This is a genomic window from Leptospira kirschneri serovar Cynopteri str. 3522 CT (genome assembly GCF_000243695.2).
Lineage (GTDB): Bacteria > Spirochaetota > Leptospiria > Leptospirales > Leptospiraceae > Leptospira > Leptospira kirschneri.
Map to the genome: position 1 here is coordinate 164,387 of NZ_AHMN02000011.1, position 26,055 is coordinate 190,441.

General features: G+C 36.3%; 25 protein-coding genes and 2 pseudogenes. 19 read left to right on the forward strand and 8 right to left on the reverse strand.

Annotation, left to right across the window (positions count from 1 at the left end; translation table 11 throughout):
• Positions 1 to 6: 6 nt before the first annotated feature.
• Both LEP1GSC049_RS212915 and ispF read left to right on the forward strand, forming a co-directional pair.
• Positions 7 to 1,113 (forward strand): tetratricopeptide repeat protein, encoded by a 1,107-nt coding sequence (locus LEP1GSC049_RS212915; RefSeq protein WP_016560948.1) that lies wholly within the window; start codon positions 7 to 9, stop codon positions 1,111 to 1,113.
• Positions 1,114 to 1,505: 392 nt separating this feature from the next.
• A complete protein-coding gene (gene ispF / locus LEP1GSC049_RS212910; RefSeq protein WP_004753405.1) occupies positions 1,506 to 1,991 on the forward strand; it encodes a 2-C-methyl-D-erythritol 2,4-cyclodiphosphate synthase in 486 nt (161 codons plus the stop codon).
• Positions 1,992 to 2,221: 230 nt separating this feature from the next.
• Here ispF and LEP1GSC049_RS212905 read toward each other — a convergent pair whose 3' ends face one another.
• The gene (locus LEP1GSC049_RS212905; RefSeq protein ID WP_004753202.1) at positions 2,222 to 2,671 is read right to left on the reverse strand and encodes a GNAT family N-acetyltransferase; all 450 of its coding nucleotides are present in this window, start codon (positions 2,669 to 2,671) and stop codon (positions 2,222 to 2,224) included.
• A 137-nt stretch (positions 2,672 to 2,808) separates the two neighbouring features.
• On the opposite strand from LEP1GSC049_RS212905, the gene LEP1GSC049_RS212900 reads away from it, so the two are divergent.
• From LEP1GSC049_RS212900 to LEP1GSC049_RS212885, 4 genes are all read left to right on the forward strand, one after another.
• Entirely contained in the window at positions 2,809 to 3,156 is a 348-nt protein-coding gene (locus LEP1GSC049_RS212900) for a DoxX family protein (RefSeq protein ID WP_000719490.1), read from the forward strand.
• Positions 3,157 to 3,598: 442 nt separating this feature from the next.
• Positions 3,599 to 4,516: a tetratricopeptide repeat protein gene (locus tag LEP1GSC049_RS212895; protein ID WP_004767269.1), complete on the forward strand. Its 918-nt coding sequence runs from the start codon at positions 3,599 to 3,601 to the stop codon at positions 4,514 to 4,516.
• Positions 4,513 to 5,496: a DNA-processing protein DprA gene (dprA, locus tag LEP1GSC049_RS212890; RefSeq protein ID WP_004763838.1), complete on the forward strand. Its 984-nt coding sequence runs from the start codon at positions 4,513 to 4,515 to the stop codon at positions 5,494 to 5,496. Before LEP1GSC049_RS212895 ends, dprA begins: the two co-directional genes overlap by 4 nt.
• Positions 5,453 to 6,964 (forward strand): HTTM domain-containing protein, encoded by a 1,512-nt coding sequence (locus LEP1GSC049_RS212885; RefSeq protein ID WP_004753263.1) that lies wholly within the window; start codon positions 5,453 to 5,455, stop codon positions 6,962 to 6,964. The genes dprA and LEP1GSC049_RS212885 overlap by 44 nt, the downstream gene beginning before the upstream one ends.
• Before the next feature lie 206 nt (positions 6,965 to 7,170).
• Here the strand turns inward: LEP1GSC049_RS212885 and ygiD are convergent, their stop codons facing one another.
• Positions 7,171 to 7,944, reverse strand: coding sequence for a 4,5-DOPA-extradiol-dioxygenase (gene ygiD / locus LEP1GSC049_RS212880; protein WP_004753163.1), 774 nt, complete (start codon positions 7,942 to 7,944; stop codon positions 7,171 to 7,173).
• A 1,381-nt stretch (positions 7,945 to 9,325) separates the two neighbouring features.
• On the opposite strand from ygiD, the gene LEP1GSC049_RS212875 reads away from it, so the two are divergent.
• The 6 genes from LEP1GSC049_RS212875 to kdsB are packed head-to-tail and all read left to right on the forward strand — an operon-like array spanning position 9,326 to position 13,594.
• Positions 9,326 to 10,462, forward strand: a complete 1,137-nt coding sequence (locus LEP1GSC049_RS212875; RefSeq protein ID WP_004759132.1) for a glycosyltransferase — start codon at positions 9,326 to 9,328, stop codon at positions 10,460 to 10,462.
• Entirely contained in the window at positions 10,431 to 10,655 is a 225-nt protein-coding gene (locus LEP1GSC049_RS212870; RefSeq protein WP_000601827.1) for a flagellar FlbD family protein, read from the forward strand. The genes LEP1GSC049_RS212875 and LEP1GSC049_RS212870 overlap by 32 nt, the downstream gene beginning before the upstream one ends.
• A gap of 5 nt (positions 10,656 to 10,660) precedes the next feature.
• Entirely contained in the window at positions 10,661 to 11,443 is a 783-nt protein-coding gene (locus tag LEP1GSC049_RS212865) for a motility protein A (protein ID WP_004753080.1), read from the forward strand.
• A gap of 15 nt (positions 11,444 to 11,458) precedes the next feature.
• The gene (gene motB / locus LEP1GSC049_RS212860) at positions 11,459 to 12,286 is read left to right on the forward strand and encodes a flagellar motor protein MotB (RefSeq protein WP_001129912.1); all 828 of its coding nucleotides are present in this window, start codon (positions 11,459 to 11,461) and stop codon (positions 12,284 to 12,286) included.
• A 40-nt stretch (positions 12,287 to 12,326) separates the two neighbouring features.
• The gene (locus LEP1GSC049_RS212855; RefSeq protein ID WP_004753412.1) at positions 12,327 to 12,851 is read left to right on the forward strand and encodes a flagellar basal body-associated FliL family protein; all 525 of its coding nucleotides are present in this window, start codon (positions 12,327 to 12,329) and stop codon (positions 12,849 to 12,851) included.
• The gene (gene kdsB / locus LEP1GSC049_RS212850; RefSeq protein ID WP_004753115.1) at positions 12,851 to 13,594 is read left to right on the forward strand and encodes a 3-deoxy-manno-octulosonate cytidylyltransferase; all 744 of its coding nucleotides are present in this window, start codon (positions 12,851 to 12,853) and stop codon (positions 13,592 to 13,594) included. Before LEP1GSC049_RS212855 ends, kdsB begins: the two co-directional genes overlap by 1 nt.
• A 222-nt stretch (positions 13,595 to 13,816) precedes the next feature.
• Here the strand turns inward: kdsB and LEP1GSC049_RS212845 are convergent, their stop codons facing one another.
• From LEP1GSC049_RS212845 to LEP1GSC049_RS2000000226585, 5 genes and pseudogenes are all read right to left on the reverse strand, one after another.
• Positions 13,817 to 14,155 (reverse strand): STAS domain-containing protein, encoded by a 339-nt coding sequence (locus LEP1GSC049_RS212845; RefSeq protein ID WP_004752850.1) that lies wholly within the window; start codon positions 14,153 to 14,155, stop codon positions 13,817 to 13,819.
• A gap of 48 nt (positions 14,156 to 14,203) precedes the next feature.
• On the reverse strand, positions 14,204 to 14,419 hold the full coding sequence (locus tag LEP1GSC049_RS0206525; RefSeq protein ID WP_016748447.1) for a hypothetical protein: 216 nt from the start codon (positions 14,417 to 14,419) through the stop codon (positions 14,204 to 14,206).
• Between the two features lie 90 nt (positions 14,420 to 14,509).
• On the reverse strand, positions 14,510 to 14,929 hold the full coding sequence (locus LEP1GSC049_RS212840) for a c-type cytochrome (RefSeq protein WP_004753086.1): 420 nt from the start codon (positions 14,927 to 14,929) through the stop codon (positions 14,510 to 14,512).
• Between the two features lie 839 nt (positions 14,930 to 15,768).
• Entirely contained in the window at positions 15,769 to 17,316 is a 1,548-nt protein-coding gene (locus tag LEP1GSC049_RS212835; protein ID WP_004759149.1) for a glycerol kinase 5, read from the reverse strand.
• A 372-nt stretch (positions 17,317 to 17,688) separates the two neighbouring features.
• Positions 17,689 to 18,121, reverse strand: a pseudogene (locus tag LEP1GSC049_RS2000000226585) (host attachment protein).
• Positions 18,122 to 18,812: 691 nt separating this feature from the next.
• On the opposite strand from LEP1GSC049_RS2000000226585, the gene sufC reads away from it, so the two are divergent.
• The 7 genes and pseudogenes from sufC to LEP1GSC049_RS2000000228815 form a co-directional block, all read left to right on the forward strand.
• Entirely contained in the window at positions 18,813 to 19,580 is a 768-nt protein-coding gene (sufC, locus tag LEP1GSC049_RS212830; protein WP_004759182.1) for a Fe-S cluster assembly ATPase SufC, read from the forward strand.
• Positions 19,549 to 20,793, forward strand: a complete 1,245-nt coding sequence (gene sufD / locus LEP1GSC049_RS212825) for a Fe-S cluster assembly protein SufD (protein WP_004759127.1) — start codon at positions 19,549 to 19,551, stop codon at positions 20,791 to 20,793. Before sufC ends, sufD begins: the two co-directional genes overlap by 32 nt.
• Positions 20,780 to 21,091 (forward strand): non-heme iron oxygenase ferredoxin subunit, encoded by a 312-nt coding sequence (locus LEP1GSC049_RS212820; RefSeq protein ID WP_004753307.1) that lies wholly within the window; start codon positions 20,780 to 20,782, stop codon positions 21,089 to 21,091. Before sufD ends, LEP1GSC049_RS212820 begins: the two co-directional genes overlap by 14 nt.
• 5 nt (positions 21,092 to 21,096) lie before the next feature.
• Positions 21,097 to 22,338 (forward strand): cysteine desulfurase, encoded by a 1,242-nt coding sequence (locus tag LEP1GSC049_RS212815; protein ID WP_004753140.1) that lies wholly within the window; start codon positions 21,097 to 21,099, stop codon positions 22,336 to 22,338.
• Positions 22,322 to 22,765 (forward strand): Fe-S cluster assembly sulfur transfer protein SufU, encoded by a 444-nt coding sequence (gene sufU, locus LEP1GSC049_RS212810; protein WP_016560917.1) that lies wholly within the window; start codon positions 22,322 to 22,324, stop codon positions 22,763 to 22,765. Before LEP1GSC049_RS212815 ends, sufU begins: the two co-directional genes overlap by 17 nt.
• 320 nt (positions 22,766 to 23,085) lie before the next feature.
• On the forward strand, positions 23,086 to 23,409 hold the full coding sequence (locus LEP1GSC049_RS212805; protein WP_004753101.1) for a metal-sulfur cluster assembly factor: 324 nt from the start codon (positions 23,086 to 23,088) through the stop codon (positions 23,407 to 23,409).
• Between the two features lie 17 nt (positions 23,410 to 23,426).
• Positions 23,427 to 23,972, forward strand: a pseudogene (locus tag LEP1GSC049_RS2000000228815) (GNAT family N-acetyltransferase); the annotation flags it as partial.
• Positions 23,973 to 24,413: 441 nt separating this feature from the next.
• Here the strand turns inward: LEP1GSC049_RS2000000228815 and LEP1GSC049_RS212800 are convergent.
• The gene (locus tag LEP1GSC049_RS212800) at positions 24,414 to 24,959 is read right to left on the reverse strand and encodes a DUF1697 domain-containing protein (RefSeq protein ID WP_004763814.1); all 546 of its coding nucleotides are present in this window, start codon (positions 24,957 to 24,959) and stop codon (positions 24,414 to 24,416) included.
• Positions 24,960 to 26,055: the final 1,096 nt, after the last annotated feature.

The following is a 26,055-nucleotide window of genomic DNA, read 5'->3' on the forward strand; positions in this document are numbered from 1 at the left end:
AATTCAATGAACTATAAACAAAAACTTTTCGTTCTTCTTTTTTGTTTTGGAAGAGTTCTTTATGCTCCACCTTATTCCGATCGAGAAATTTCTCTGAGCGAAATCTTGACTCAGTATAAGTTAAAGAATTTTAGTGAAACTCTCAAGTTGATGAACCGAGTCGGGAAATTGACCGATTCGCAAAAGTTAGCTTTCAATTACACTCGTGCCCACTCTTACTTTCAATTAAGAGAATATAAAAATGCTTTGGAAGAGTTTTTAAAACTTCTGCCGGATGTACCTTACAAGTATGAAATTTACAACAATATTGGAGCTTGTTATTTTTATATAGGCGATTACAAAAATTCACTTCATTATTTTAATCTTTCCAAAACGGAAAATCCGAATTATAAGATTGCGGAAAAAAATTATATTCTACTTCAGAATGCAATCTCTGTAAAAAATTTGGAAAAGCTGGAATCGACTCGAGAGAATTTTCCGGATATTTTTTTAGTAGTCTCATTTGCAAGTGCAGATATATCTACCGGATGGATTTATTTTTATCTAGGTAAGTCTGCGGAGGCGATTCATCTTTTTAAAAATGCAATTAAAAGTGATCCTGAATATTCTCTTTCGTACTTGTCCTTAGGTTATTTATATGATTCGAGTGGGAATTTTAAATCTGCGATTCGGTATTACAAATCCGCGTTGAAGATAGATCCTGATTATCCGGATGTTTGGAACAATCTTGGAATCAGCTATTATAACGATGGGCAAATAGAAAATTCAATCTCACACTTTGAGAAAGCGATCCAACTCAATCCTACGTTTGCATATCCGGTTAATAATTTAGGTTTTATTTATATACAAAAAGACGATTTTTCGGATGCAAAAAAATATTTTCTACGTTCAATTGAATTAAAGCCGTTGGAACCATTTTTATTGGGAGAGACATTTGCGGGTTTATCTATCTGCAATTATCATCTTTCGGAATGGGATATCGCAAAAGAGAATAAAAAAAGATCAATTGAACTCAACTTCAATCTTTCTAGAGAAGATTATTTGAGAAAAGAGTTAAGATGGAAGGCGAGGATTGTAGATGTTTTTTTAGATCGAATTGATAAAAAATTATAATTGTTTTTTGAATGAAATTTCTTCTTACTTCGGAGTTATAGAATGAAGTTGTGTGAATAAAAGTCTATTTGAGTGTAGATGCTACTGATTCTTATAAAATTGAGTACCGTTAATTTTATCACAAAACACTGATTTCATGCAAAATATTAGGTGCTTTATCATATAATTATGAGTAATACAACGAGAGCGGATGGAGAATAGAGTTTTTGAAAAATTAATTCTTGATCTGTTTGTATTGGATTGAATGGACAATTGAAGCAATTTTACGAATCTTCACTATGAAATTTTTCAACAACTCTATGATGATTTTTTAAAAATAAATCTATCATCGGGCGAGATGGCCTTTTTATAAAAGATTAGAAAAATGAAATAATTTAATTTAGGAATATTGAATGTATAGAATTGGAAACGGAATTGACTTTCATAAATTGGAAATCAATCCAAGTCGGCCTTTGATGTTGGGTGGATTGGAATGTGAATCAGAATTTGCGCTTGTCGGACATTCGGATGCCGACATCATTTTACACGCGATTTCGGATGCAATTTTAGGAGCGAGTGCATTAGGCGATATTGGTCAGTATTTTCCGGATACGGATCCAAGTCTGAAAAATATGGACAGTAAGATGATTCTTGCCAAATGCCTCGAGCTGATGAAGCAAAAAGGTTTTGATCTTGTCAACGTAGATTGTACCGTGATCGGAGAAAAACCTAAGATCGCTCCGCTCAAAGAGAAAATTATAAAATCTTTAAGTAGTTTGTTAAATCTCCCTTTGGATTGTGTTTCTGTAAAAGCCACAACCACCGAAAAAATGGGCGCCTTGGGCAGACAAGAAGGGATCGGAACTTTTTGTTCGGTCCTTTTAGAAAAGCGGTTTTGAAATTTACTCGGAGTTATAAAAATGATATCGATCCAAAACCTTAAAATGAATCATTTTTGAATCTTCAATCCAATGTGGTAGTTCCCACATTTAAGAAATCGATCTATAAAGTTCAGATTTCAACTTTTTTCAGAGTCGTGGGTTCCTTTATGCTGAATTTACGTTTTACTATGTAATTCTTGAGTAGTTATGTTTGAAGATAAAATAAAAAATTCTTGAAACGGCTTTTATCAAGACTCGGGAACTTCAAAACTAAAACTTTCAAAAACGTCAATCGGAGCTTTTTTATAAATTAAAGCGTCTGAACCGTCTTCGTAATAATGTTTTCTTATATGAATTCTTTGGAACCCACAAGAATCATACAAAGCGATTGCAGGATAATTTGTAGAATCAACTTCAAGAAAAAACGTTTTTTCTTTTTCAGAATTTAAAAGAAATTCTAAAAGTTCTTTTCCGATCCCTTGTCTTCTTTTACGGTAAGAAACCGCGATCCGGAAGATTTCGATTTCTTCGCCTATCATCTTGTAGAGGATATAACAAAGGTCAGTCGAACCGATACCGGAAAATTCCTCAAGATGGGAATATAACATTTCTTTTGTCCAGGCCCGGCTGCCAAAACAATTTTCTTCTAAGTTGAAAAGCCAATCTAAGTCGGTTTTATTGAGAATTTTTATGTTCAAGGTGGAAACTCATTTATATTTTTTATCAAATTATAGTTGCAGAACTTAAATATTCAATCAAGATTCAAAGCTTAACTTTCGGATAAAATGACCGATTTTGGAAATTCAAATCTGAAAGAAATGATCAAGGAGTTGCTATGAAAAAAATTGGTAAAATTATATACGCGGTTCCATTTGCGATTTTCGGGTTATTTCATTTTATTTCGGGGCCCGCGATGACAGGAATCGTTCCTTCTTACATTCCTTTTCCGATTATTTGGGTTTATATAACCGGATTGGCGTTGATTGCGGCTTCGGTTTCTATCATTACAGGAATCAAAACACATTTGGCTACCGTGCTTCTAGCGGTTCTTTTAGGAATTTTTGTCGTTTTGGTACATCTTCCAGGCGCGGCTGCAGGCAATCAGGCTTCTACTATGGCTCTTCTGAAGGATGTTTCTCTTTTAGGAGCTTCTCTTCTAATTGCAGGAACTGTAAAAGATTGATTTATATTACAAAAAATAAACGAGTTGAGTAAAGTGTGGGAACTACTACAAAATTTGAATCCATCGTTTCAATTTGCGGGAGCTGGTTTTTAAAAAACTGAAGTCTATGAATTGTGAATCTTTTTGTTCCAATTGATAGGACTCCCGCAAAATTGTAGTTTGTCGGTAAAATTAATCTAGGAACTCCTGCTTTTTAAAAAAACTGAAGTTTGAAATCCATGGTTCTTAATTTGTGGGAACTCTCACTAAATTGCAGTTTGTCAGTAAAATCAATCTAGGAACTCCCGCTTTTTAAAAAAACGCGATTTCGAGTTTTATCGTAGCAATAAAAAGCGAAAAAAATGCTCATCGTTTCTATTTTTTCAAAAAATCCGATCTGTGGCAAACGAATCAAAAACCGTATTCATTAGAGTAGAAGGAATTTTTTTTATAAGCCGATATTATGAAAAGGGCAGATACTTTCCGAGGAAATATTATGATTCAAAAAACTGCGATCTTAATTTTATCTTTTTGTTTATTTGTTTTTATCTCTTGCAAAAGGTCCGAAAAATTCGGATTTCAAAATCGAGTAGATAGACCACCTACCGTGGAGGATTTAGAAGCCTGGAAAGAAAGACTTGCGATGGAAGAAGCAGAGATCATCGAATTAGAAAAGAAGATTTCTTCGATGGCGCAAAAAACAAGATCTGCAGGAGCGCTCAGTTGGAAAATCGCTCAGGGTTATATGAAAATAGGAGACTACGATATGGGGGTCAAATTCTATAACCGCGCTTTGAAAGAAAATAACGAAGGAAAAAAAATAGAAATCGTAGGAGCGGAACTTCATTTTTTTGAACCGGCAATCCCTTATTTTGAAAAGGCGCTTCTACTAAAACCGGTTGATCAACAACTTCTATTTGAAACCGCTCTTGCCTATGCAAACGCTTCCAAAGATAGAGGTTGGGAAACTACAAGAAGACAAATAGCTATCGATCTTTTTACTCATCTATCTATTCAAGATTCTAGAGATTCTAGATTTCCGTTTCAACTCGCTCTCATCTATTTCGATTCTTCTATGGCGGATTCTTCTTGGGAAGGTGTATCCGCAGGTTTTCACGACCAAGATAAAGCATTTAGAATTTTAGATGATATTATAAAAAAAGAAACTAGAAACGTTCCCGCTCGTTTCGCAAAAGCGAATTTCTTATATAGGCTCGGCAAGGTGGACGATTCCAAAGAAGAATATTTAAAAGTAAAAAAAACGATCGAAGATTTAAACGATGCGGGGCTGGTTCGAGGTGGACTTGAAAAAAACGATTCGTATCAAAACGTACTTCAAAATCTGAAAAAAATAGAAGAGGCTTCCTCAAAATCGGAATGAATTTACTCGTTCTAGCCGATTACCAGGTTTCTAAATTCTGTTTTAGAAATCAAATATTCAGAAAATTGAATTCTTGGGAAAGTCTGGAACAATATTTGAAAGACCAACTTCCCGCTTCCATTCTGGATAGATCCTTGTTTAATTCTGAAAAAATTTCTAAGGAACTGGACTTGACCGGATTTAGGATTTTATCCATTTACGATCCGAAATATCCGCCTCTTTTGAAGGAAATTTATGATCCACCTCTGATTTTATTTTATAAAGGAAATTTGAATATTTTAAATTTATCATATGCAGCCGTGGTCGGTACCAGGAACCCTTCTCCGATTTCGGTTTTTGCCTCGGAGTTGTTCCCTTCTTATTTAAAGAACAAGGGTTTTTCCGGAATCGTTTCTGGTCTTGCCAAAGGGATTGACGCTGTAAGTATGAACTCCGCTCTCGACGAAGACTTGGCGGTCATAGGAGTGATGGGAACCGGTCCGGAAAAAGAATATCCTTACGAAAATAAAATGTTATACCAAAGAATAAATTCTTCCAACCGGACTTTAATTTTGACGGAATATCCTCCCGGTCAAAAAATTTTAAAGTACACGTTTCCAAAACGAAATAGAATTATCACCGGGCTTTGTAGTTCCGTTTTTATCGTAGAAGCTCCTGAAAAATCGGGAGCAATTTCATCCGCTTATAACGCAATAGAACAAAATAGAAATGTTTTTATTTTTTCGGATTCTCGTCAGACAAAAAATTTCGGTGGGGAAATTCTAATCCGAGAAGGAGCGGAAATCTTAAATTTAAAAGATATCTCTTTGGGAATGAAAGAAGTGTTTCATATTAACGATCTTTTGCCGGATTCCCAGTCGAAAATTCCGGGAATGCTTGCAGAACTTTCTAAGAAACGCTTTTCTGGCGAGTGGAAACCAATCGGCGCTGGTTACTATGCGAGAAAAATTTATTTCCAACCTATTCTCCCGGATTTCTAATCCTATTCCGGCTTGGTCCCTGGGATTTTATCGGATTGTATTCGGTATTCTTCTTTTTATATTAGCATTTCGTTATTTTTCAAACGGATGGATCTCCAAATACTTTTTAGATCCGAGTTTTCATTTTAAATTTTACGGTCTTTCCTGGATCGGAGTTTTTCCAGATTGGATCTTATATTCTCTTTTTGTTTCTCTTCTTTTTTTTGCGGTGTTTATTTCTTTGGGAATTTTTTACAGAATTTCCGTCTTTTGTTTTTTTCTGATCTTTAGTTATATCAATCTTTTAGAAGTTGCGGTTTATCTAAATCATTATTATCTCGTTTGTTTGCTTCTTTTTCTTTTGATCTGGATACCTGCCGATAAGGCTTTGAACGTATTTCATATTTTTAGAATATTCAAAAATAAATCGATTTTAGAGACGGCCTCAGTTCCTGCTTGGAATCTTTATGTTCTTAGGTTTCAGATTGGTGTGGTTTATTTTTTCGGTGGAATTGGTAAGTTGGTTCCGGACTGGCTTTTGAACGCGCAGCCGGTTCGAATCTGGCTTCTTCGTAACTCGGATATTCCTATTTTTGGCCCGATATTCTCTATGCCTGTTACCGGATATTTTTTTAGTTATGCGGGTTTGATCTTTGATCTTACGATTCCTTTTTTGTTATTAAATCGAAACATGAGAGTATTTGGATATTCTTTAGTTCTAATCTTTCATTTTTTGACTTGGAAATTGTTCCCGATTGGTATGTTCCCTTGGATTATGATTTTGAATTCTACTTTGTTTTTTACTCCTACTTGGCCTGTGGATCTATTTCGATTTCTAAAATCCAGAAGAATGTTTCCGGATCAAGAGAATATTTTTCATTTTTTATGGACTCGATTTCCGATCCATTTTAAGAGATCGGTTTTTTCCTTTATTGAATCCTTTTTGAAATTTTTAGAATTGAAGTCTCAAACATCGGAAAATTTTCTTTTCTCTAAAATAAAAACATTTAGAGATAAATTCGGTTTACTTTTCTCCGATCGTGTTCTTCGTTACTTCTGGTTTTTTTACGTTCTTTTTCAATCCTTATTCCCTCTCAGACATTTTTTATATCCTGGAAATCATCTTTGGACGGAACAAGGTTTTAGATTTTCCTGGCAGATCATGTTGGTTCAAAAAAACGGAATCGCTTCTTTTAGAGTAGTGAATCAGCAAACAGGAGAAACAAATGTAGTACTTCCGGAATCTCATCTCAACGAAATTCAAAGAATTATGATGAGTTATCAGCCGGATTTAATCCTTCAATTTGCGCATTGGATCGGTAAAAACGAAAAGGAAAAAACAGGTCAAGAAGTTTCGGTTTATGCAGACGTTATGGTTTCTTTAAACGGTAGAAAAAGTCAGGTTTTGATCGATCCGGAAAGAGACCTTATGAAAGTCTCTAATTCTCTTACCAATAAGGAATGGGTTTTGTCTGGAGACGAAGAATGATTTTGAACGAATTCGATGTAACTAACGCGAAAAAGATCGATATATTGGTATTTCGACTTAGAACGGCGATTATAGAGAAGTCGTTCTGACGAGTTGGAGAAATGATCAATTGAAATACATGCCTCATTCTCTATAGATCATTCGACAGGGAGAAAAACTGAGTTAGAGCCCGTGCAGCCGGGATTGTCACGTCGAACTCGCGTTTTTTAAACCGAAGTGAAAGATCGCATCGATACGGTTCGATTCTGAAAACTATGATGGATAAATTTCACTTTTTCTTCCGGTTTCATCGCTCCTAAAATATAAAAGATAGGCTCTAAATGTTCCGTGCTGGGTGCAGCAAGTTTTGCGATTTCTCCTTTATTTTGAAAATCTAAAATTGTTTTGTCGTTTCTAGACTCCAAAGCTTGTCTTATATATTCGTCGAACTCGATTGCCCAATCCGAGGGGGTTGCGTTTAGGTTGTAAAAGTCAGCCTTATGAAGATTGTGAACAATATTACCACTTCCTAATATTAGGGTTCCTTCATCGCGAAGAGGTCGTAATTCTTTTCCGATTTCGTATTGTTTTTCTGGATTTAAGTTTGCGTCTATGCTCAATTGAATGACTGGAAAGTTTGCTTTCCGAAATAGAAAATACAACACTCCCCAACTTCCGTGGTCCAATCCCCAATCTTTTGTGGCCCATACGTCTACGGTTTTTACTAATTTTTGGATTCGTTGTGCGAGTTCTGTAGATCCGGATGGTCTGTATTTTACTTCGTATAGTTCTTGTGGGAATCCGTAAAAATCATAGATCTGTTCCGGTGGATCGGCAATCGTCACATAGGTTCCTTTCGTTTTCCAGTGTGCGGAAATTACGAGTATATTCTTAACTTCTGAAAGTGTAGAGCCGAATTCTTCTACGTTTCGAGTAAAGTCGGAAGTAGTGATGAGATTCATTGGAGAACCGTGTCCAAAAAATAAAACAGGGTTTGTCATAAAGGTAAATTTCCTTGTTGTATTTCATATTTCTATTTTAGACCTTTCTTATCTATCGAAAACATTTTTGCAAATCGGAATTATGATTATAATACTGATCTCTGTCAAATTGAGTGCTGCAAATTTTTATTATTAGGTTTTGTTTCAGCGCAAAATACTGGGGACTCAATTTTATAGTTTTGTACAATTAAAGGAATCCTAGTTTTTTAATTCAGAATGAAACGAGTTGTCTGGAAAGAAGGGGATCTTGTTAGTCTCAAATTGAAAGATTAGTAAACTATTTTGAAACGGGTCGAAACAACGATCCTTTCAAAGAAAAAGTTTTTGGGATTGTTTTTTAATATCGGGATAAATTCAAAGGAGCTTCTGCATTTTTGCAAAATCGACCATTAAATTTTGGCACTATTTTTATGTATGAAGTAGTAACTGATTTTTTAAAAACGAATTGAAAGCTTATCCAAAAAATTTGAAAGAAACCAACGTTTTGATTTTGAACTACTACTCATATATATAAGATAGTTATAATGTACTCATTCGAACAAGATTTTCGATAAAATTTTTTGGATTCTTAAGTTTGATGTAAAAGGTTTATTTTATGGAATTTGATTTTTCCGTGAAAATTAATCTGTGGGAACTACTGCAAATCGTAGTTTTACAGTAAAATCTTGAAATGTAGGAACTATTACAAATTTAAATTATTCCAGAAAATGAATCTTTAAAAGTCCGTAATGTGACTTAATCTGTGGGAACTACTGCAAATCGTAGTTTTACAGTAAAATCTTGAAATGTAGGAACTATTACAAATTTAAATTATTCCAGAAAATGAATCTTTAAAAGTCCGTAATGTGACTTAATCTGTGGGAACTACTGCAAATCGTAGTTTTACAGTAAAATCTTGAAATGTAGGAACTATTACAAATTTAAATTATTCCAGAAAATGAATCTTTAAAAGTCCGTAATGTGACTTAATCTGTGGGAACTACTGCAAATCGTAGTTTTACAGTAAAATCTTGAAATGTGGAAACTATTACAGTTTATTATAAATATATAAAATTCAAATCCTAAAATAAGTTCTGATATTTTTCCTAAGTTTCCAAAAAAATCTTAAAAGAACATGAAGTCATTTCATTAAGATTCTAAAAAAAATGGAAGAAATTATATATCCTACCTAAAATTTTCCAATCCATATTCTCTTATTAACAAAACGATAATGATCCTTTTAAAGAACGTAAATCCGCTTTAGAATTTCGATTTTTATAAAACTGAATTGTTTCATAAGAAAAATTTAGGAACTCCTGTGTAAGTCCAATAACAATCGACTGTTTCAAGAAACATTCGTAGTCATCTGAGGAAAACTCTCAAATCTGCCGATGAGAATAATATGAAAGTTGCCGTCATACACGACTGGTTGAATGGGATGAGAGGAGGAGAATTGGTTCTAGATTCTCTGCTTAAAATATATCCTAACGCCGATCTATTCACATTATTTTATACACCTGGAAAATTAAATCCTCGGATCGAACAAAGAAAAATCACTACTGCTTTTACTGATCGTCTTCCGTTTAAGGAATCTAAATATAGATGGTATCTTCCATTGTTCCCGATTGCAATCGAGTCCTTGGATCTAAAAGGATATGATCTTGTCGTTTCTTCGTCTCATTGTGTGGCCAAAGGTGTCATAACGGATCCGGATTCGATTCATTTTAGTTATGTACATTCTCCTATGCGTTATGTTTGGGATTTGTATTACGACTATTTTCCTTCTCGAAAAGGTTTTAAGTTCTTCACCTTCGAAATGATTTCAAATTATCTTAGAACCTGGGATGTCGCTTCCTCTTCGAGAGTAGATAAATTTTGGTCCAATTCAGAATTTGTAGCTCGAAGAATCCGAAAATTCTATCGCAGAGAAGCCAAAGTAATTTTTCCTCCTTGTCTGCCAGAAAAATGGAAAGTGGTCTCCGCAACAAAAGACGATTTTTATCTCGTCGTCTCCGCGTTTGCTCCTTACAAAAGAATTGATCTTGCGATCGAAACGTTTCGTAAAAATGGTAAACGCCTCGTACTCATCGGGGGAGGACAGGAATTTAAAAAACTCACTTCTAAACTTCCGAAAAACATAGAAGTACTTCCTCAACTCAAACGGGAAGAAGTTTTGGAATATTATAAAAAAGCAAAAGCTTTTCTCTTTCCTGGGATGGAAGATTTCGGAATCGCTCCCGTAGAAGCGCAGGCTCATTGTACTCCTGTGATTGCCTTTGGTAAAGGTGGAGCTTTGGAAACGGTGGTTTCAGATAAAACGGGAGTTTTTTTTCCAGAACAAACTGTGGAGTCTTTACAGGCTGCGATTGATCGATCTGACCGGATTTCCTGGAAAACTTCTGAGTTTCAGAAGAATGTAAATCGTTTTACCGAGGAAAAATTCATTATCGAAATCAAAAAGCAGGTCGAAAATAGAATCGGAACTCCAAGGAAAAAGGGATATTCGTTTGATTCTACTTCACAGGCTGAAAGGGAATGAGTTCGTTCTAAACGCATCTCATATAGAATGTCTTGAGGCGAATCCAGATACGACGATCACACTTTCCAATGACAGAAAGTATGTGGTAAAAGAGTCGGTCTCCGAAGTAATCGAAAAAATTTTAGAATATAAAAAACGTATTCTCGTGTTTCCTCTGGGATCTTCTCCGGATCAGTTCAAAAGGTTGGAATAAATATCATGGATTTTGGAACAGTAGTTGGTTTTGGTGCAGCGTGTGTCCTGATGATTTTCGGGATCATTTCAGCGGGGTTAAGTCCATTAGATATTTTTGATATTCCTTCGGTCATCATTACCTTTGGAGGTGCGACCGCCGGTACAATTATGGCCGTACCTTGGGAATCCACTCTCGCGGTCGGTAAGATAACTCAAAAAGTTTTTAAAACGGAAAAACACGATCTCATAGAATTGATTAAAACGTTAGTCTCCTTTTCAGAGAAGGCGAGGAGAGAAGGACTTCTTGCACTTGAAGACGACGTAAACGAGTTACCGGATGAATTTCTACGGAAAGGAATTACACTTGTAGTGGATGGAACCGATCCCGAACTCGTCAGAAATATTATGGAAACCGAAATGGGTAATATCGCATCACGTCACAATAATGGAAAGGCTTGGTGGGAAAACTGGGGAGCCTTGGCTCCTGCATTCGGAATGATTGGAACCTTGATTGGACTTGTACAGATGTTGAAGAACCTAGGTTCTGGTGACCCTTCCGCGATCGGAACTGGGATGGCAGCCGCTTTGATCACAACTTTGTACGGATCTATGGGTGCGAACATGTTTGCGATTCCTGTCATGAAAAAACTTATACGTAAGTCTGAAGACGAACTTACAATCAAACAGATTATGATCGAAGGAACTTTATCCATACAATCCGGAGATAATCCTAGAATCGTAAAAGATAAATTGTCTTCGTTTCTTCCTCCTTCGGAAAGAGACGTACTCAAAGACGAAGGCGAATAAAGTTCGGGTCTTACAATGGCAAAATCGAAATGTCCGGAATGTATTCAGAATATTCCAGAGTATATGCTTACTTATGGAGACATGGTAACTTTGTTACTCTGTTTTTTTATCATGCTTTATACTACTGGAAAAACGAATGCGATCGAAATGCAGATCATCCTTTCCGCGTTTAAAACGACGACCGGATTTTTTGACGGAGGTCAGACTCTTTCCAAAGGAAGATTGGAAGAGATGGGAATGAATATAGAAAGTCTTCCTTCGCAAACGACCGGGAAAGCGCTTTCTAAATCAAAACAACTTGCAACTGAACTTTTTAAGCCGGAAGTGGAAGCCGGAAAAGTAAAGATTACGGAAGATGAAAGAGGTCTTATCATTTCACTTGTAAGTGCGGATTATTTCAATCCTGGTTCTGCAATTTTAACGGATTCAATTAAAATTGCTCTTAGAAAAGCGAGTTCGTTGATCAAGGATTTAAATCGTTTTGTGAGAGTGGAAGGACATTGTGATGCGAACGCTGTCAATCCAGGAGTAGCGCCTGGAAAAGAAGAAAGGGCTTATATCAACAATTGGGATTTAGCGGGAGCAAGGGCGATCAACTCTACTGATTATATCATTAACGTGGAAAAACTGGATCCATCTTGGTTTCAAGCTGTGAGTTTCGGAGCCTTTCGACCTTTGGTGGTGGAGTATGCCGGAACACCCGAAGCTAAAGCCTATAATCGAAGAATTGATATAGTAATTATGACGGAGAAATCCACAAAAAGAAGTCCATACGAAACTAATTATGGACTTCCAAATACTAAAATTCCCGGCTCAGAGTCGAGTGTACCTGGCAAAGAGTAATCGGAAGAACGACTAACGTTAAAATTCAGGAGGCAAACCTATGGGTGACGCGGAAATAGACGAGGAAGAAGGTGGGCTCCCCGCCGCCGAGGGCGGTGGTGGAACGTCCCCCATCATCAAATGGTTGTTATATGTGGCGGGGGCCATTTTTGGAATTATCATTGTAGCGGTCATTGCAATGATCGTAGCAAAAGAAACGGCCACAAATACATTTACACAAATGAAGAATGTGGCTTTGGTAAAACCCCCTCCACCTTTAGCGAACTATAACTTTACGGAAGAATTTAGAATTAACACTTCCGACAAAGGAGAGGCTCACTTTGTAAAAATGAAATTAGCATTTGGAATTGCCAAGGAAGATCAAACCTTATCGGCGGAACTTGCAGAAAGAAATGCACAAATGAGGGATTTGATCAATTTGATTGTGGGAAGAAAGTCCAAAGACGAACTTATCAATATTGAAGATCAATTGGATCTGAGAGAAGAAATTAAGGCGCAAGTAAATCACATTCTTACCGAAGGAAAGATACAGGAAGTGTATTTTACTGAATTTATAGTTAATTGATGAAAAAAATTTTAGGAGTAATTCCTGCGCGTTATGCGAGTTCTCGTTTTCCGGGAAAACCTCTCGCAAAAATAGGCGATAAGACCATGATAGAATGGACGTATCGGAATGCTTCTCGGTCGTCTACCTTATCGGAGTTAGTTGTTGCAACCGATGATATTAGGATTTGTGAAGTCGTTCAAAAATTTGGCGGTAGATGTGTGATGACTAGTCCGGATCATGCTTCCGGAACTGATCGAATTATTGAAGTTGCCAATCAATTTTCTGAATATTCAGTAATTATAAATATACAAGGAGACGAACCCGGAATTGAACCGGAATTAATTGACGGAGTCGCAAGTTTAAAAGCCTCTCATCCGGAGTGGGCTATGAGTACGGCGGCGGTTCCTTTATTAGAATTTTCTCATGCGGCCGACCCCAATCGAGTTAAGGTAATTATAGATCGAAACGGAAAGGCGATCTATTTTTCCAGATCTTTAATTCCGAGTCAATTTAAGACTACGGTTCCTTTATATCGTCATTTAGGAATTTATGGATACGATCGAGATTTTCTTTTGCAATACAATTCTCTTCCTAAAAGTAATTTAGAAGAATCGGAATCTTTGGAACAACTCAGAGCGATCGAAGCGGGTTATGGAATTGGAGTTTATTTGTCCAAGGAAGCTGGATTGTCCGTGGATACGCCTGTTGATTTGGAAATTGTGATTGAAGATTTTAAAAAACGAAAATGGATTTCTGAATAAGAATAGGATTTGTCTTACTCAAAATTGTAATAAAGTTTCCGCTTTATTTTTACGAAAAAACCAAGTTTTACAAAACAAATTCCTTATATCGAATTTATGTATAAGCGTTCTAGTATATACAAATTTTTTGAATCTAAACGTAAGAAATGTATGTTTAATTTAACGATGAGAAAACGATAAAAGTTGAACTCTATAAGAAATCCATTAAGTAGAATTCTTGTTTTATTTAAGTGCTTCTTGGAGAGAGTTGTGAATTAGAACGAAGTCAGCCAATCCTACGATGTCCATCACTTTTCTGAAATGTTCGTTTAGACCTGCAAATTCGATTTTTCTTTTTGCTTCGGAAGCTTTTGTAATTAAACTGATGAGAGTAGCAATACCTGCTGAATTGATGTAGGACGTACCTTGGAAGTTTAGAATTACACGATCCCGTTTCCCTTCAGGAATGGATTCGTATTTTTCTAGAATTGTTTCGTCTGCTTCCGAAGTAATTTCTCCTTCGATATGGATGATCGGAACAGAGACGGCTAAATCTACAAAAATTTTAAAGTCTTCGGACATAAAAATCTTAAAACAAAAAACCTTTCAATTCTATGAAAGTCAATCGAATTACGCGTAATTTCCAAGTTCGGTAGGAGACAATTGATCAAATTGTCTTCCGCATTTTTTGCAATAAAATTTAACCGCTTGGGGTTTGGATGAGATTCCAAATAGAATCAAAAAGATACCTAGCTTTGTATACGTTTTTTCTTCTCGAGTATTCGGAGAGGTTCTACTGATTCCGCAATCTTCACCGCAGGGTGGAAGTGAATTGTTTGAATTCATCAAGAATAAGATACTCTTCGGGGTCCAAAAAGGCCAGTCGAAAAATAAAAAATGGATCGGAAAACACAAGTTCTCCGATCCAAGAAAATCTTAGTTTTGAGAAAGATGAACTACGTACTTCGCAAGTAGTTTCAGATTTTCATCACCTAAGAATTTGTAAGCGACCATCGGGCTGTTTGGAATTCCTTTGTTGAGGGTTTTCAAAATTCCCGCCTCTGTATTTCCGTTTTTCCACTGCGAGGCAGGTGCCTTATAGTTACGAGGTTTCGGATTGAGGCTTGCAGCAGCGGCTCCATCTCCCGCTCCTTTTTCGCCATGACAGGAAGAACAGTTTTGCAAAAAGATTTCCTGTCCTTTTTGAAGTTCGGGGCTGAGAGTTGAAGCAGTTTCCGTTGCAATAGGAGCGGAAGTTGTTTCAACCGGTTTTTCGGACTTATCTCCGCAGTTCAAAAAAAGAACCAAAGAGATCAGAGCGATCAAGATGGAAAGAGTCATATTTTTGGAGTTCATCGAAAATCACCTCTATTTGTGCAAGCCAGAATATCTTGGTAGGAAAATTCAAGATAGAATTTTTTGTCAGATATTTGTCACAGATTCGATTTTTATCGAAGATTATAATTGTATTGTTTACTTTTAAATTTGTCTGACACTTTAAAATCTCTGGAAATCATTCTTACTCAGAACTATATAATAAAGTACCAGACCAATAAATAGTTTGCATTTCAATCATAGAATAGTTGAAAAATAAATTCTCCATCTGTTTTGTAATATAATTTCCCACACTTGAATATAACAGATTCAATTGTTATAAATTTCTATTTTTTAAATTGTGGTAGTTCCCACATTTTTAGGAATTATTTGTAAAATCATGATTTATAATAGTTCCCACATTTAAAGAATCGATCTATGAAGTTCAGATTTTCAACTTTTTTCAGAATCATGGTTTTATTACGTTGAATTCACAATAAATAGTCTTTGAAAATGTGGGAACTATTACAATTTTTAAGAGCGGAAAATTCTTAAAAAGTCAGAAACTGCGTAGAGAAAACTTACTATTCCAACGTATGAAAATGATACCCTAAATGAACCGTCGATTTTACAAAAATACAGAAGTCCTCAAAAATTGCATTTAACTCGGGATTGTTGGTTTTTTGAAGTAGATTCTACATTCTAACTTTTGAAACAAGTTCAGAATATTGTCCAGTAAGTTTCATAAAAGCAGACAAAGTTTTTGAGATAGGTTTTTGTTTAGAACTTATCTTGGAAATACTTTATCTTTGTTTAAAATAAACATATTAATTTATTCTAATATATTTTTGAGATAACTTCTATAAATATCAAAACCGTAATCATTCGATGGAAAGAGTTGCAGAAACGGCTTTTTTCCAACGTTGAATTTTTTGAACTCTTTTAGTTGAGTCCATCTTTGGTTCGAAAGATTTATAACCTTTTTGTAAATTTTTCAATTCATCTAAACTTTTCCAAAAACCAACAGCCAAACCGGCAAGATATGCAGTTCCTGTAGCGGTCATATCTGGTTCAGGAGAACGATCTACTCTTACGTTCGAAAAATCTGAAAGACATTGAAGAAGAATATCGGACTGAGATACACCACCGTCTACTTTAATGTCTTTGATCTCAACCTTTGTATCTTGTTGAATTCCTTCTAAAATTTCATAGAGACTGAGAGAAATTCCTTCTAGAACGGCTCTTGCAACGTGTCTTCTATGAGATGCTAGAGAAAGCCCAATCACGGATGCCTTGGCGCGAGGATTGAAATAAGGAAAACGGGCTCCCGTAGGAGTTGGAATAAAAACGACTCCTTCCGTATCTTCTGATTGGGCTGCAAGTTCGTTCAAAACTTTAGGAGTGTCGGAAAGTCCGATTCCTTGTCCTAACCAATCTATGAGAGTTCCAGCGGTTGCAACATAACCTTCTAACATATACGTGGTTTCGCCGTCGATTCTCCAAGCGATCATTGGAAAAAGACCGCGTCTAGAAAGTTTTGCCTTGGGTCCTATGTTAATATCCACAAATGCACCGGAACCTTGGGAAATTTTTACTTCACCCCTTTCAAAACAACAATGACCAAATAGAGCCGCCATCTGATCTCCGATCGAAGCTCGGATTGGAATTGAATGTCCTCCTAAATATTCTGGCGAAGTATGACCGAAGTCTCCGTTGCTATCTTTTACTTCCGGAAATAAATTAGAAGGAATTCCGAAAATGGAAAGAATTGGTTGGTTCCAGATCAATTGAAAAGGATTAAACATTCCCGTAGCAACCGCGTTAGACGAATCTGTAAGATGTTGTTTTTGACCAGTAAGTTTATAAATGAACCAAGTATCTAACGTACCAAAAAGAACTTCACCTTTTTTGCATCTTTGTTTTAGATCCGGATTTTTGTCTAAAATCCATTTTAACCTACAAGTTGCATGATCTGTCGTAAATCGTAACATGGAAGTGGCGATCATCATCGGATGGTTTGTCAATCTTCCTACAAACGTAGATACAACACGGATGATTGTCCAGATCAGGTTTTGATTCATTGCTTCGGCGGTTTTATGAGAACGAACGTCAGCCCAACTGATCAAAGGAATTAATGGTTTCCCTGTGGATTTTTCCCAGAGAAGAAAAGAACCGCGTTGATTACAAATTCCTAATGCGATAATTTCTTTTACAATTTGTTGATTTTTTTGGATCTTTTTTAAAAGAGAAAGAAGGGCCGTCCATAAGATTTCTGGATCGTGTTCTAAAGCCCCTGCTTCTGGAATATTGGGAGGAGTTTTTTCATATTGCCTTTCGACTATATTACCTTTTTGATCTAATAAAAACGCACGAATTCCGCTTCCCCCGCTGTCGATGGAAAGGACGTATTTGCCCTGTGAATTAGCCATTCGAATCTCCGAAGTTTTTTCAATAATGGAATGAGAAATTAAAAGGTTAAGTAATAGAAGTAGCGGGTTTCTGTCTATTTCTTTCCGAATGATGTTTTCAACTGGATTGAAATTTAATTTTTGTATAAAAGTAGGTCATCACACAAATGAGACTCTATTTTAAATCTGTCTCAAAACTTGTACAGAAATTATAATAACGTAAATTTTGCGTAAGAAAATGAGAAAGACTTTTCTAAAAGTATGAGTTCCCACAATTTTAGAATCTGTTCGTAAAATTGTGATTTGCAGTAGTTCCCACATCATTTTCAACGAAAACTCTTATAACAAATAATCAATTGGTAAAGAGACTTAACTTGTGGGAACTACTGCAAATTAAAAAAGAATTTCTCTAAGATGAGAAAGAATTTCCTGATTGTTCGTCATTGTAATATCTTTTCCCATCTTATGAAAGATCATAGACTGGGATCTTCGATCCATCTTATCTAAGAGCATTCCGAGAAATCTGGGTTCTGAGACTAGGACAAGGCTTAAAAAACGATTCGACTTTCTTCCTTGGGAAATTACATCCGAAATTTGACTGGCAAACGATTCTGCAACTTTTCGTTTCGGTTCTTGAACGGAATCCGAATCAAAGGCGATTCTTTGCTCTTTTTCCGCCTAAAGAATTTGGGATCAATTCAGAATTTTTCATTCTTCCTTTTGGATTTTCAATACTTTCCAAAAGTTCTAAACCTTTTTTAGATCCTTTGTATTCAAAAATTTTCGCCTCGGATCTGTTAGCTACTACTACCCATTTATTTTTCATCTTTCCTTTCCTCACTAAGATCTACCGAACAATTTTTATGTGAGTTGATGTTTAAAGCCTTCGTTTTCTAACAATGGCTCAAAAACTGTTACTCACATCATTTAGAACGAAAATGAACGCATTGAACTCACCCAAAGGAAGACGATAAGAGCAGTGAAGATAGATTTACGCGGAGAACTATCAATTCATGTAAATTATCGATTTATTCAATTAGGCTTCCTTCTCAAATTTGAATCAATATTTTGGCCTATTTACACAAAATAGTGTTTTAGGTTTTGAGAACGGTTTTTTCGTTCGATCAATATTGTAGGAGAAAAGAAAAGAGGAGTCAAACAAAGAATATTCAACTAAAATCTAAATGTAGTTCCTACGATTTGTTAGAGAATTTTGAGTCTGTGTAATTGTTTCCCCATTTTGGGTTTTTTAGAAATTCAGTTTTATAAATGATCGAATTGAAAATTGTAATAGTTCCCACATTTTCAGGATGATTTTGGATAACGAACGAATGTGGTATCTGAATTCTTTCCTATTGATCTCTCCTAATGAGAAAAAACATTGGTAGAATCGGGATTAAGAAAGAATCTGGGATGGTTTTCTCGTCGAAAACTTTGAAAACTACAAATAGAAAACAAAACCTGTGTAGTTTGGAAAAGGATCGCAGTCTCGAATATTCGCAAAGAAAGGTGTTTCTGTGACCGAGATTTTAAAAATCCAGAACCTCAGAGCGGGAATTCAAACTGGGGATTCCGGAGAAATCAAAGAAATCGTAAAAGGAGTCGATCTAACGATTCGACCCGGAGAGGTCCATGCCATTATGGGACCGAATGGTTCCGGAAAAAGTACACTTTCCAACGTAATCATGGGGCATCCTAAATACCAAGTTTTGTCGGGAGATATTCTATTTGAAGGAAAATCCATTTTAAATCTTCCAACAGACGAAAGAGCCAGACTTGGAATTTTTCTTTGTTTTCAATATCCGACTAGCATTCCGGGAGTTACAATTGGGAATTTTTTAAAAACCATTATAAAATCTGTAAGAGGAAAAGAACTACCCGTTAAAGAATTTAGAAAGGAACTCAAAGAATCAATGACGGCTCTTGATATGCCGGAATCGTTTATTGCGCGTTATGTGAACGACGGTTTTTCCGGAGGAGAAAAAAAAAGAAACGAAATATTACAGATGAGTTTACTCAAACCAAAACTTTCCGTATTGGATGAAACCGATTCCGGACTTGATATAGACGCGCTCCGAATTGTAAGCGAAGGAATCAATCGGAATAAAACTCCGGAACGTTCTATACTACTCATCACACACTATCAAAGAATGTTAAACTATATCACACCCGATTTTGTTCACGTATTTGCAAAAGGAAAAATCTTAAAAACAGGAACGAAAAAACTCGCGCTTGAATTGGAAGAAAAAGGATATGACTGGGTCCTTGCAGAATCAAAAGACTGAAACAAAACTGTCTTTGGAAAACCTGTTTGAGAAATTCGTTTCTCAAAGTAAGGAATCTCAGGCTCTGAAAGATTTTCGTAAGAAGGTTTTTGCCAAATTTCAAACTCTGAAAATTCCCGGCTCAGAAAACGAATCCTGGAGAAAAATACCTCTTTCTAATTTTCATCCGGAAGAATTTACCGAAGTTCCAGATTCTGCCGCCGTATCTTGGAAAATTCCAGATTCCGTTAAACTACAAAGATCGGAAACACTTTCCGGAAAAGAATTAGAAAACTTTTTAAACATTCTGGAAGGTATATTCCAAAAACAGAATGAAGAATGGTTTACCCTCTATAGTCTTGCCAATTTTACCCACGGACTTTATCTCGAAATAGGAAACGATTTTATATTCCAGGAAGAAATTGAAATCAAATTCCGTCTTGAAAAAGAGAACAAAATTCTACCTTTGATCGTAGCTAAAATCGGAAATCATAACAAGATACTGATCGTTGAACGATACGAATGCGCCGAAGAACAAGAGTTAAAGTTTTTCCAGGGACTTTCCGTTTTACAAATCGGAGCCGGTTCCAAAGTATCTTATGTAGGAATCGAGTCTTTTGGATCTTCTATATTCCATTTTCAGAATCTATTCTCTGACCAAAAAGAAAACTCGGACGTAAAAATTGCAAAAGTTACTCCAGGCGGTTACAAAGGAAAAAATTTACTCAACGTTAATCTTTCCGGAAAAGGTGCAAAAGCAAGAGTGATCGGACTCGCTCCAATGGCCGCGAGGGAATTTCAGGATTCAGAAGTAAAAATCGTTCACAATGAAAGTCATACGGAAAGTTCGATTCTTTATCGAAGTGCTTTGAAAAATAAGGCACATCATATTTTTACGGGAAATTTACAGATTCCTAATTCTTGCAAGGATGTAAACGCGATTCAGATTAACAATAATCTACTACTCAATAGAACTTCAAGAGCGGAATCGATTCCTAAACTGGAAGTATATGCAGAAAATGTAAAGTGTGAGCACGGGGCCACTGTCGGAGAGATTGACGAAGAACAACTTTTTTATCTCGCTTCCAGAGGAATTGACGAAGATGAGGCTAGAAGGATGATTGTGGACGGATTTTTGGGCCAAGTGATCGGCGAAATCGAATCGAATTCCATACAAGAAGAACTCTTTCAGTTGATCGCTAAAAAAGTGGAGGGGGCTTATGAGCTTTCGTAAACTCGCAAAACTGTCCGAAATAGAAAATGGGAAAGTCAAAGTAATTGAAACCAGATATAATAGAATCGGGATCACGAGTTTGGACGGGAATGTTTACGCGTTTGAAGACGTATGCACACACGACGGAGAAGCCATTTCGGAAGGAGAATTATGCGAGGATGTAATTACTTGTCCGAGACACGAGGCGCAGTTTTCCATCAAAACCGGAAAGGCGCTTTGTATGCCTGCCGTGGAAGATCTACCGGTCTATCCGGTGAGAATCGTAGATGACTCCGTCGAGGTAGATTTGGAGGATTGACACATATGAGTTTCTCTGCCGAAAGAATCAGAACCGACTTCCCGATTTTGGGAACGAAGATGAATGGGAAACCACTCGTCTTTTTAGACAGCGCCGCTAGTTCTCAGAAACCGTTTACTGTCATAGATACGATCGAAAAGTATTATCGAGAAGAGAATGCAAACATTCATCGTGGAATTTATTATCTTTCTCAAAAAGCTACTGAAAAATATGAATTGAGTAGAATCCGTCTTTCCAGATTTATCGGGGCACAGTGCGCGAAGGTTTGTATTTTTACGAGAAACGCGACGGAATCGATCAATTTAGTCGCCCAAACTTGGGGAAGAACTCAAATTAAAGAAGGAGACGAGATCGTACTCAATGAATTGGAACATCATTCTAATATCGTACCTTGGCAGATGTTGGCTCAGGAAAAAAAAGCGATCTTAAAATTCATTCCTTTAAACGAAGACAGTACTTTAGATCTTTCTAATTTAACAGAGATTATCACGACCAAAACCAAGTTAGTCGCCATTTCTCAGATGTCCAACGTGACCGGGACGATTCACGATATTCTTCCTATACAAAAACGCGCCAAAGAAGTAGGCGCCAAACTGTTAGTAGACGGTGCTCAGGGAGTTTGTCATCTCCCCGTAAATATGAAAGAAATGGAATATGATTTTTATGTATTTTCAGCGCATAAGATGTTGGGCCCGACCGGAGTAGGAGTTCTGTATGCAAAGGAAGAAATTTTAGAAGAGATGCCTCCTTGGATGGGTGGAGGAGATATGATTGCTCAGGTATATAAGGAAAGATCTACTTATGCGGAACTTCCGTCCAAACTAGAAGCTGGAACTCCGAACATTGCGGGTGTGATTGGCTTTGGATCCGCGATCGAATATCTCGAAAATATAGGGATGCAGGAAATCAGAAATCACGAAGTAGAATTACTCTCGTATGCTTTAAATCGATTGGATGATTTTGGTGGTTTGGAACTTTATGGGACTAGGGATTTATCCAAAAGAGGAGGGGTGATTTCTTTTAACTTTCCAGGTGTACATCCTCACGACGTAGGAACAATTTTAGACGAAGAAGGAATTGCAATCCGAGTCGGACATCACTGCGCGCAACCTTTTATGGCGTTTCAAAATATTCCCGGAACTTGCCGTGCGAGTCTTTATCTTTACAATACAAAAGACGACATCGATCGATTGATCCAAGGTCTAATTAAGGTAAAGGAGATTTTCTCCCGTGTCCTTAAGCGATAGTTTATATAAAGAAGTAATTTTAGATCATTATCAAAATCCTAGATTTCGGGGAAAACTAGAACCAGCCGATCTGTACGAACACGGAATCAATCCACTTTGTGGAGATGAACTGGAACTGACGATCAATTTGGACGGAGATCGAATTACGGAAATTCGTGTGACTGGAAAGGGTTGTTCTATTTCACAGGCGTCCGGTTCTATGATGGCGGAATCGATTTACGGAAAAACTATAGCCGAAGCCAAGGATATAATATTACGTTTTAAGAATATGATTTTAGAGGACCGAGATCCTAAATTTGACGAGGAGTTAGAAGATCTGGAATCGATGGAGTCGGTTAAAAAAATTCCTGCGAGAATTAAATGTGCCGTTCTTCCCTGGAACACATTGGAGCGGGCTTTTTTGCGATTGGCGAAACGATCGTGGTAGTTCCCACAAGTGTTTACAGTGAAATCCTGGTTTGTAATAGTTCCCACATTTTGGAAACTAAAGTGTTGCATTTCATGAACTGCTTCATGGTTCCTCGACAGTTTAAGGCCCAAAGCCTTAGTTTTATAAAGGTCTATATCAGCCTCGTAAAAAAATAGGTAACAAAACTGATCAATTTACAAAGAGATTTAATTTGTAGAAACTACCACAATTCTTGTTCAGGTTTGAGTGCCACATTTAAGAAGATCTTTTCTAATTTTCTTAAATTGAACTCGCGTTACAATGGAGTTTAATCAAAAAAAGGAAAGGGGAGAAATCAGATGTTAGAAGCTCCTACAAATACGTTAGAAGAACAAATCTACGAAGAAGTAAAAAAAGTGGAAGATCCTGAAATTGGAATTTCCATCGCCGAACTCGGACTTATTTACAGAATTAAGGTCCAAAATGGCAAGGCAAAGATTGATATGACTTATACTTCTATGGCTTGTCCCGCGGGACCTCAAATGAAACAACAGGTCAAAGATTACGCGCTTCGAGTGGAGGGAATTACCGAGGCAGATGTGGAAGTCGTTTGGGTACCTAAATGGGATCCGAGAGAAATGGCGACGGAAGAAGCCAAAATGGATTTAGGAATTTTTGACTAAAATTAGAATATTATAAATTACACGATAGAGAAGGAAGAATGTGGACTTATCTTCCTTATGGTCCTTTTGAAACTTTTTCAGAATATCAAGAATGGATAAAAAATACGTGTCAAAAGGAAGATCCATTTTTTTTCACGATCGTTGACTTATCAATAAATCAATCGCTAGTTATGCGGAAATTCAACCAACTGCCGGCTCTATCGAAGTTGGTCATTTGGCGTATTCTCCCTTGATGCAGAAAACCAAAATTTCTACAGAAGTTATGTATCTTATGATGGAGAATGCATTCAAACTTGGTTATAGAAGGTATCAATGGAGATGTAACGCATTGAACGCACCTTCCTGTGCTGCCGCGCAGAGGTTAGGTTTATCCTTTGAAGGAATTTTTAGACAAGCAAATGTTTTAAAAGGTTGTAACCGGGATACTGCCTGGTTTGCAATCATAGACTCTGAATGGCCTGAGGCTCAACGTGCTTTTTTGAGTTGGTTAAGCTTTCGATGAAAATGGAAACCAAAAAATTCGACTTTCTGAGTTGACTAGTCCAATTCTTAAACATAGATAACGTGAGTTCGACATAAGAAAACCGGGGCGAATCCGGCTTGCCACAGGCAGCCGGCCGGGCTCTCAGCTCTGGTCAATAAATTGCATACAGGAAACATAATACAACAATCGTCTTTAGATTCAATTTATTGACCCTAAAACGCGACCCTGCAGAGCGACCCTTAGGGAGTGATGCATTGAGTTTCAGGAGAGCGTTTTGCTTTAGTTCATTCATCGATCCCTTTCGCGTTACGCCCTGCTCACACAAATTATTTTTACTGAAAAATCTGGTTTTATAAAACGAATTTTCCGTATCGGTTCTAAGTCGAATTTGAGTTCGTAGTAAATTCCACAGATTGATTTCTAGATGATAGATAGTTTAAATTTCGCACAAATTCTTTTTGAAAATCAAAATATTATAATTTTATAAAATATTATTTTATAATGAAATTCTGAAGAGTTTTTATCCGCGGTCTAAATTATTTGTCAATTCAGATAACGTAATTACAGTTTTCCAGTTTCTAGTCGTGGCTGATACATTCAATTTTTTCTCTAAAAAGTTATTTGATAATTTTGAAACGCCATAACCCTTCGGTGAAAAGAAATAAATTTCTTTGTTTTGAATGACCAATTCTTCGCCTTTTATTTTCACTGTTTCGATTTCGGTAAGATCTAGATTTTTTTTGGATTCGTTTAAAAAGGAAACGTAGATTCTATTCGAGTCTTTTTTAGAAAAAGGGTTGGATTGAATGATTGCTTTGAATTCTTCTTTGGATCTGATAAATACTATCACTTCGAATCCAAAAACCTCTCTGATTTTTTTTTCGATTAAGGCGATGAGTTCTTTTACATTTTTACTTTTATCTTGGAACAGAACATTTCCACTTTGGATGTACGTTTTGACATTCATAAATCCCAAAGATTCAAAAATAGAAGAAAGATCCTTCATAAGAATTTTTTTCTGACCGCTTACGTTGATTCCTCTTAATAACGCGATATAGGTTTTCATTGTCGTAAATTGTATTTGGGTTTACAAATTGGTCGATTTAAAAATGTTTTTTAAGAAATCGTCTCGTCTAGATATTTATAAACTTTCCAGTAATAATCTTTAAATTTTGGGATAGGTTCAGCATTACTACTCGGACGCATCAAAATAATATTTATGCTAAACTTGTTTTAAAACTTAAAATGTAGGATCTTCTTCAAAAAACCAACAAATTCGGGTTAAATGCTTTTTTGAAAACTTTCACATCTTTGGTAAAATCAATTGTTAACTTTGGTATTATTTTTATACGTCCAAATAGTAAAAATCATTTGTTGCTTTTTTAATTTAGGTAAGTTGCGTGTAAGCAATCCGTTTTATCTTAGGTTAATTTTTTCGTAAAAAAATAAATGTGGGACCTACTATAAAATACAAAAAGAATCATCATCCATCCGGTTTTTGCATAAAGCCCTGTTTTACGACCATCATCAAAATTTAAATTCGTCTTTACTTGAGTTCAGCTGAGAAAGAATTTTCTAAGTATGAGTTCCTACAATTTTAGAATTTGTTCGTAAAATCGTGATTTGCAGTAGTTCCCACATCAAGGGATCGATCTATAAAGCTCAGATTTCAACTTTTTTCAAAATTATGAATTACTTACGTCGAACTCACGTTAAATAGAGTTATTGAAAAATTCTACAGTAGAGTTTGGCAAAACTGCTTTAATTGTCAATTTTAATGCAGCGGAAACAGATGGAGTATTCATCTTTAAACAACTCTAATATTTATCACAAGTGCCGTTTCACGTAAATTCGATAGAATTCAATGCGAAAGCGATTGAAGCGTAGAAGAACTCTTTATCCCCACAAGTATTTAGATTTCAATATTAAATCTGTGGGAATTACGACAAATCCTCTGTAAAACTGAGTTCCCACCCTTATTTTTGGGTGGGGGCGGAGGTGGAGAAATTCGGAAGACTTTTCTCTATCAGAAAAACATACTTTTTGCAAGTAAAAAGCCTCATTCTTGTCGGAACACTTGAATAATGTGCGTTTTGCTGAGTTCTTTAACGCGACCTGTCGAACGACCCATGGGGAGTGAGACGCTGAGTTTCCAGAGCGAC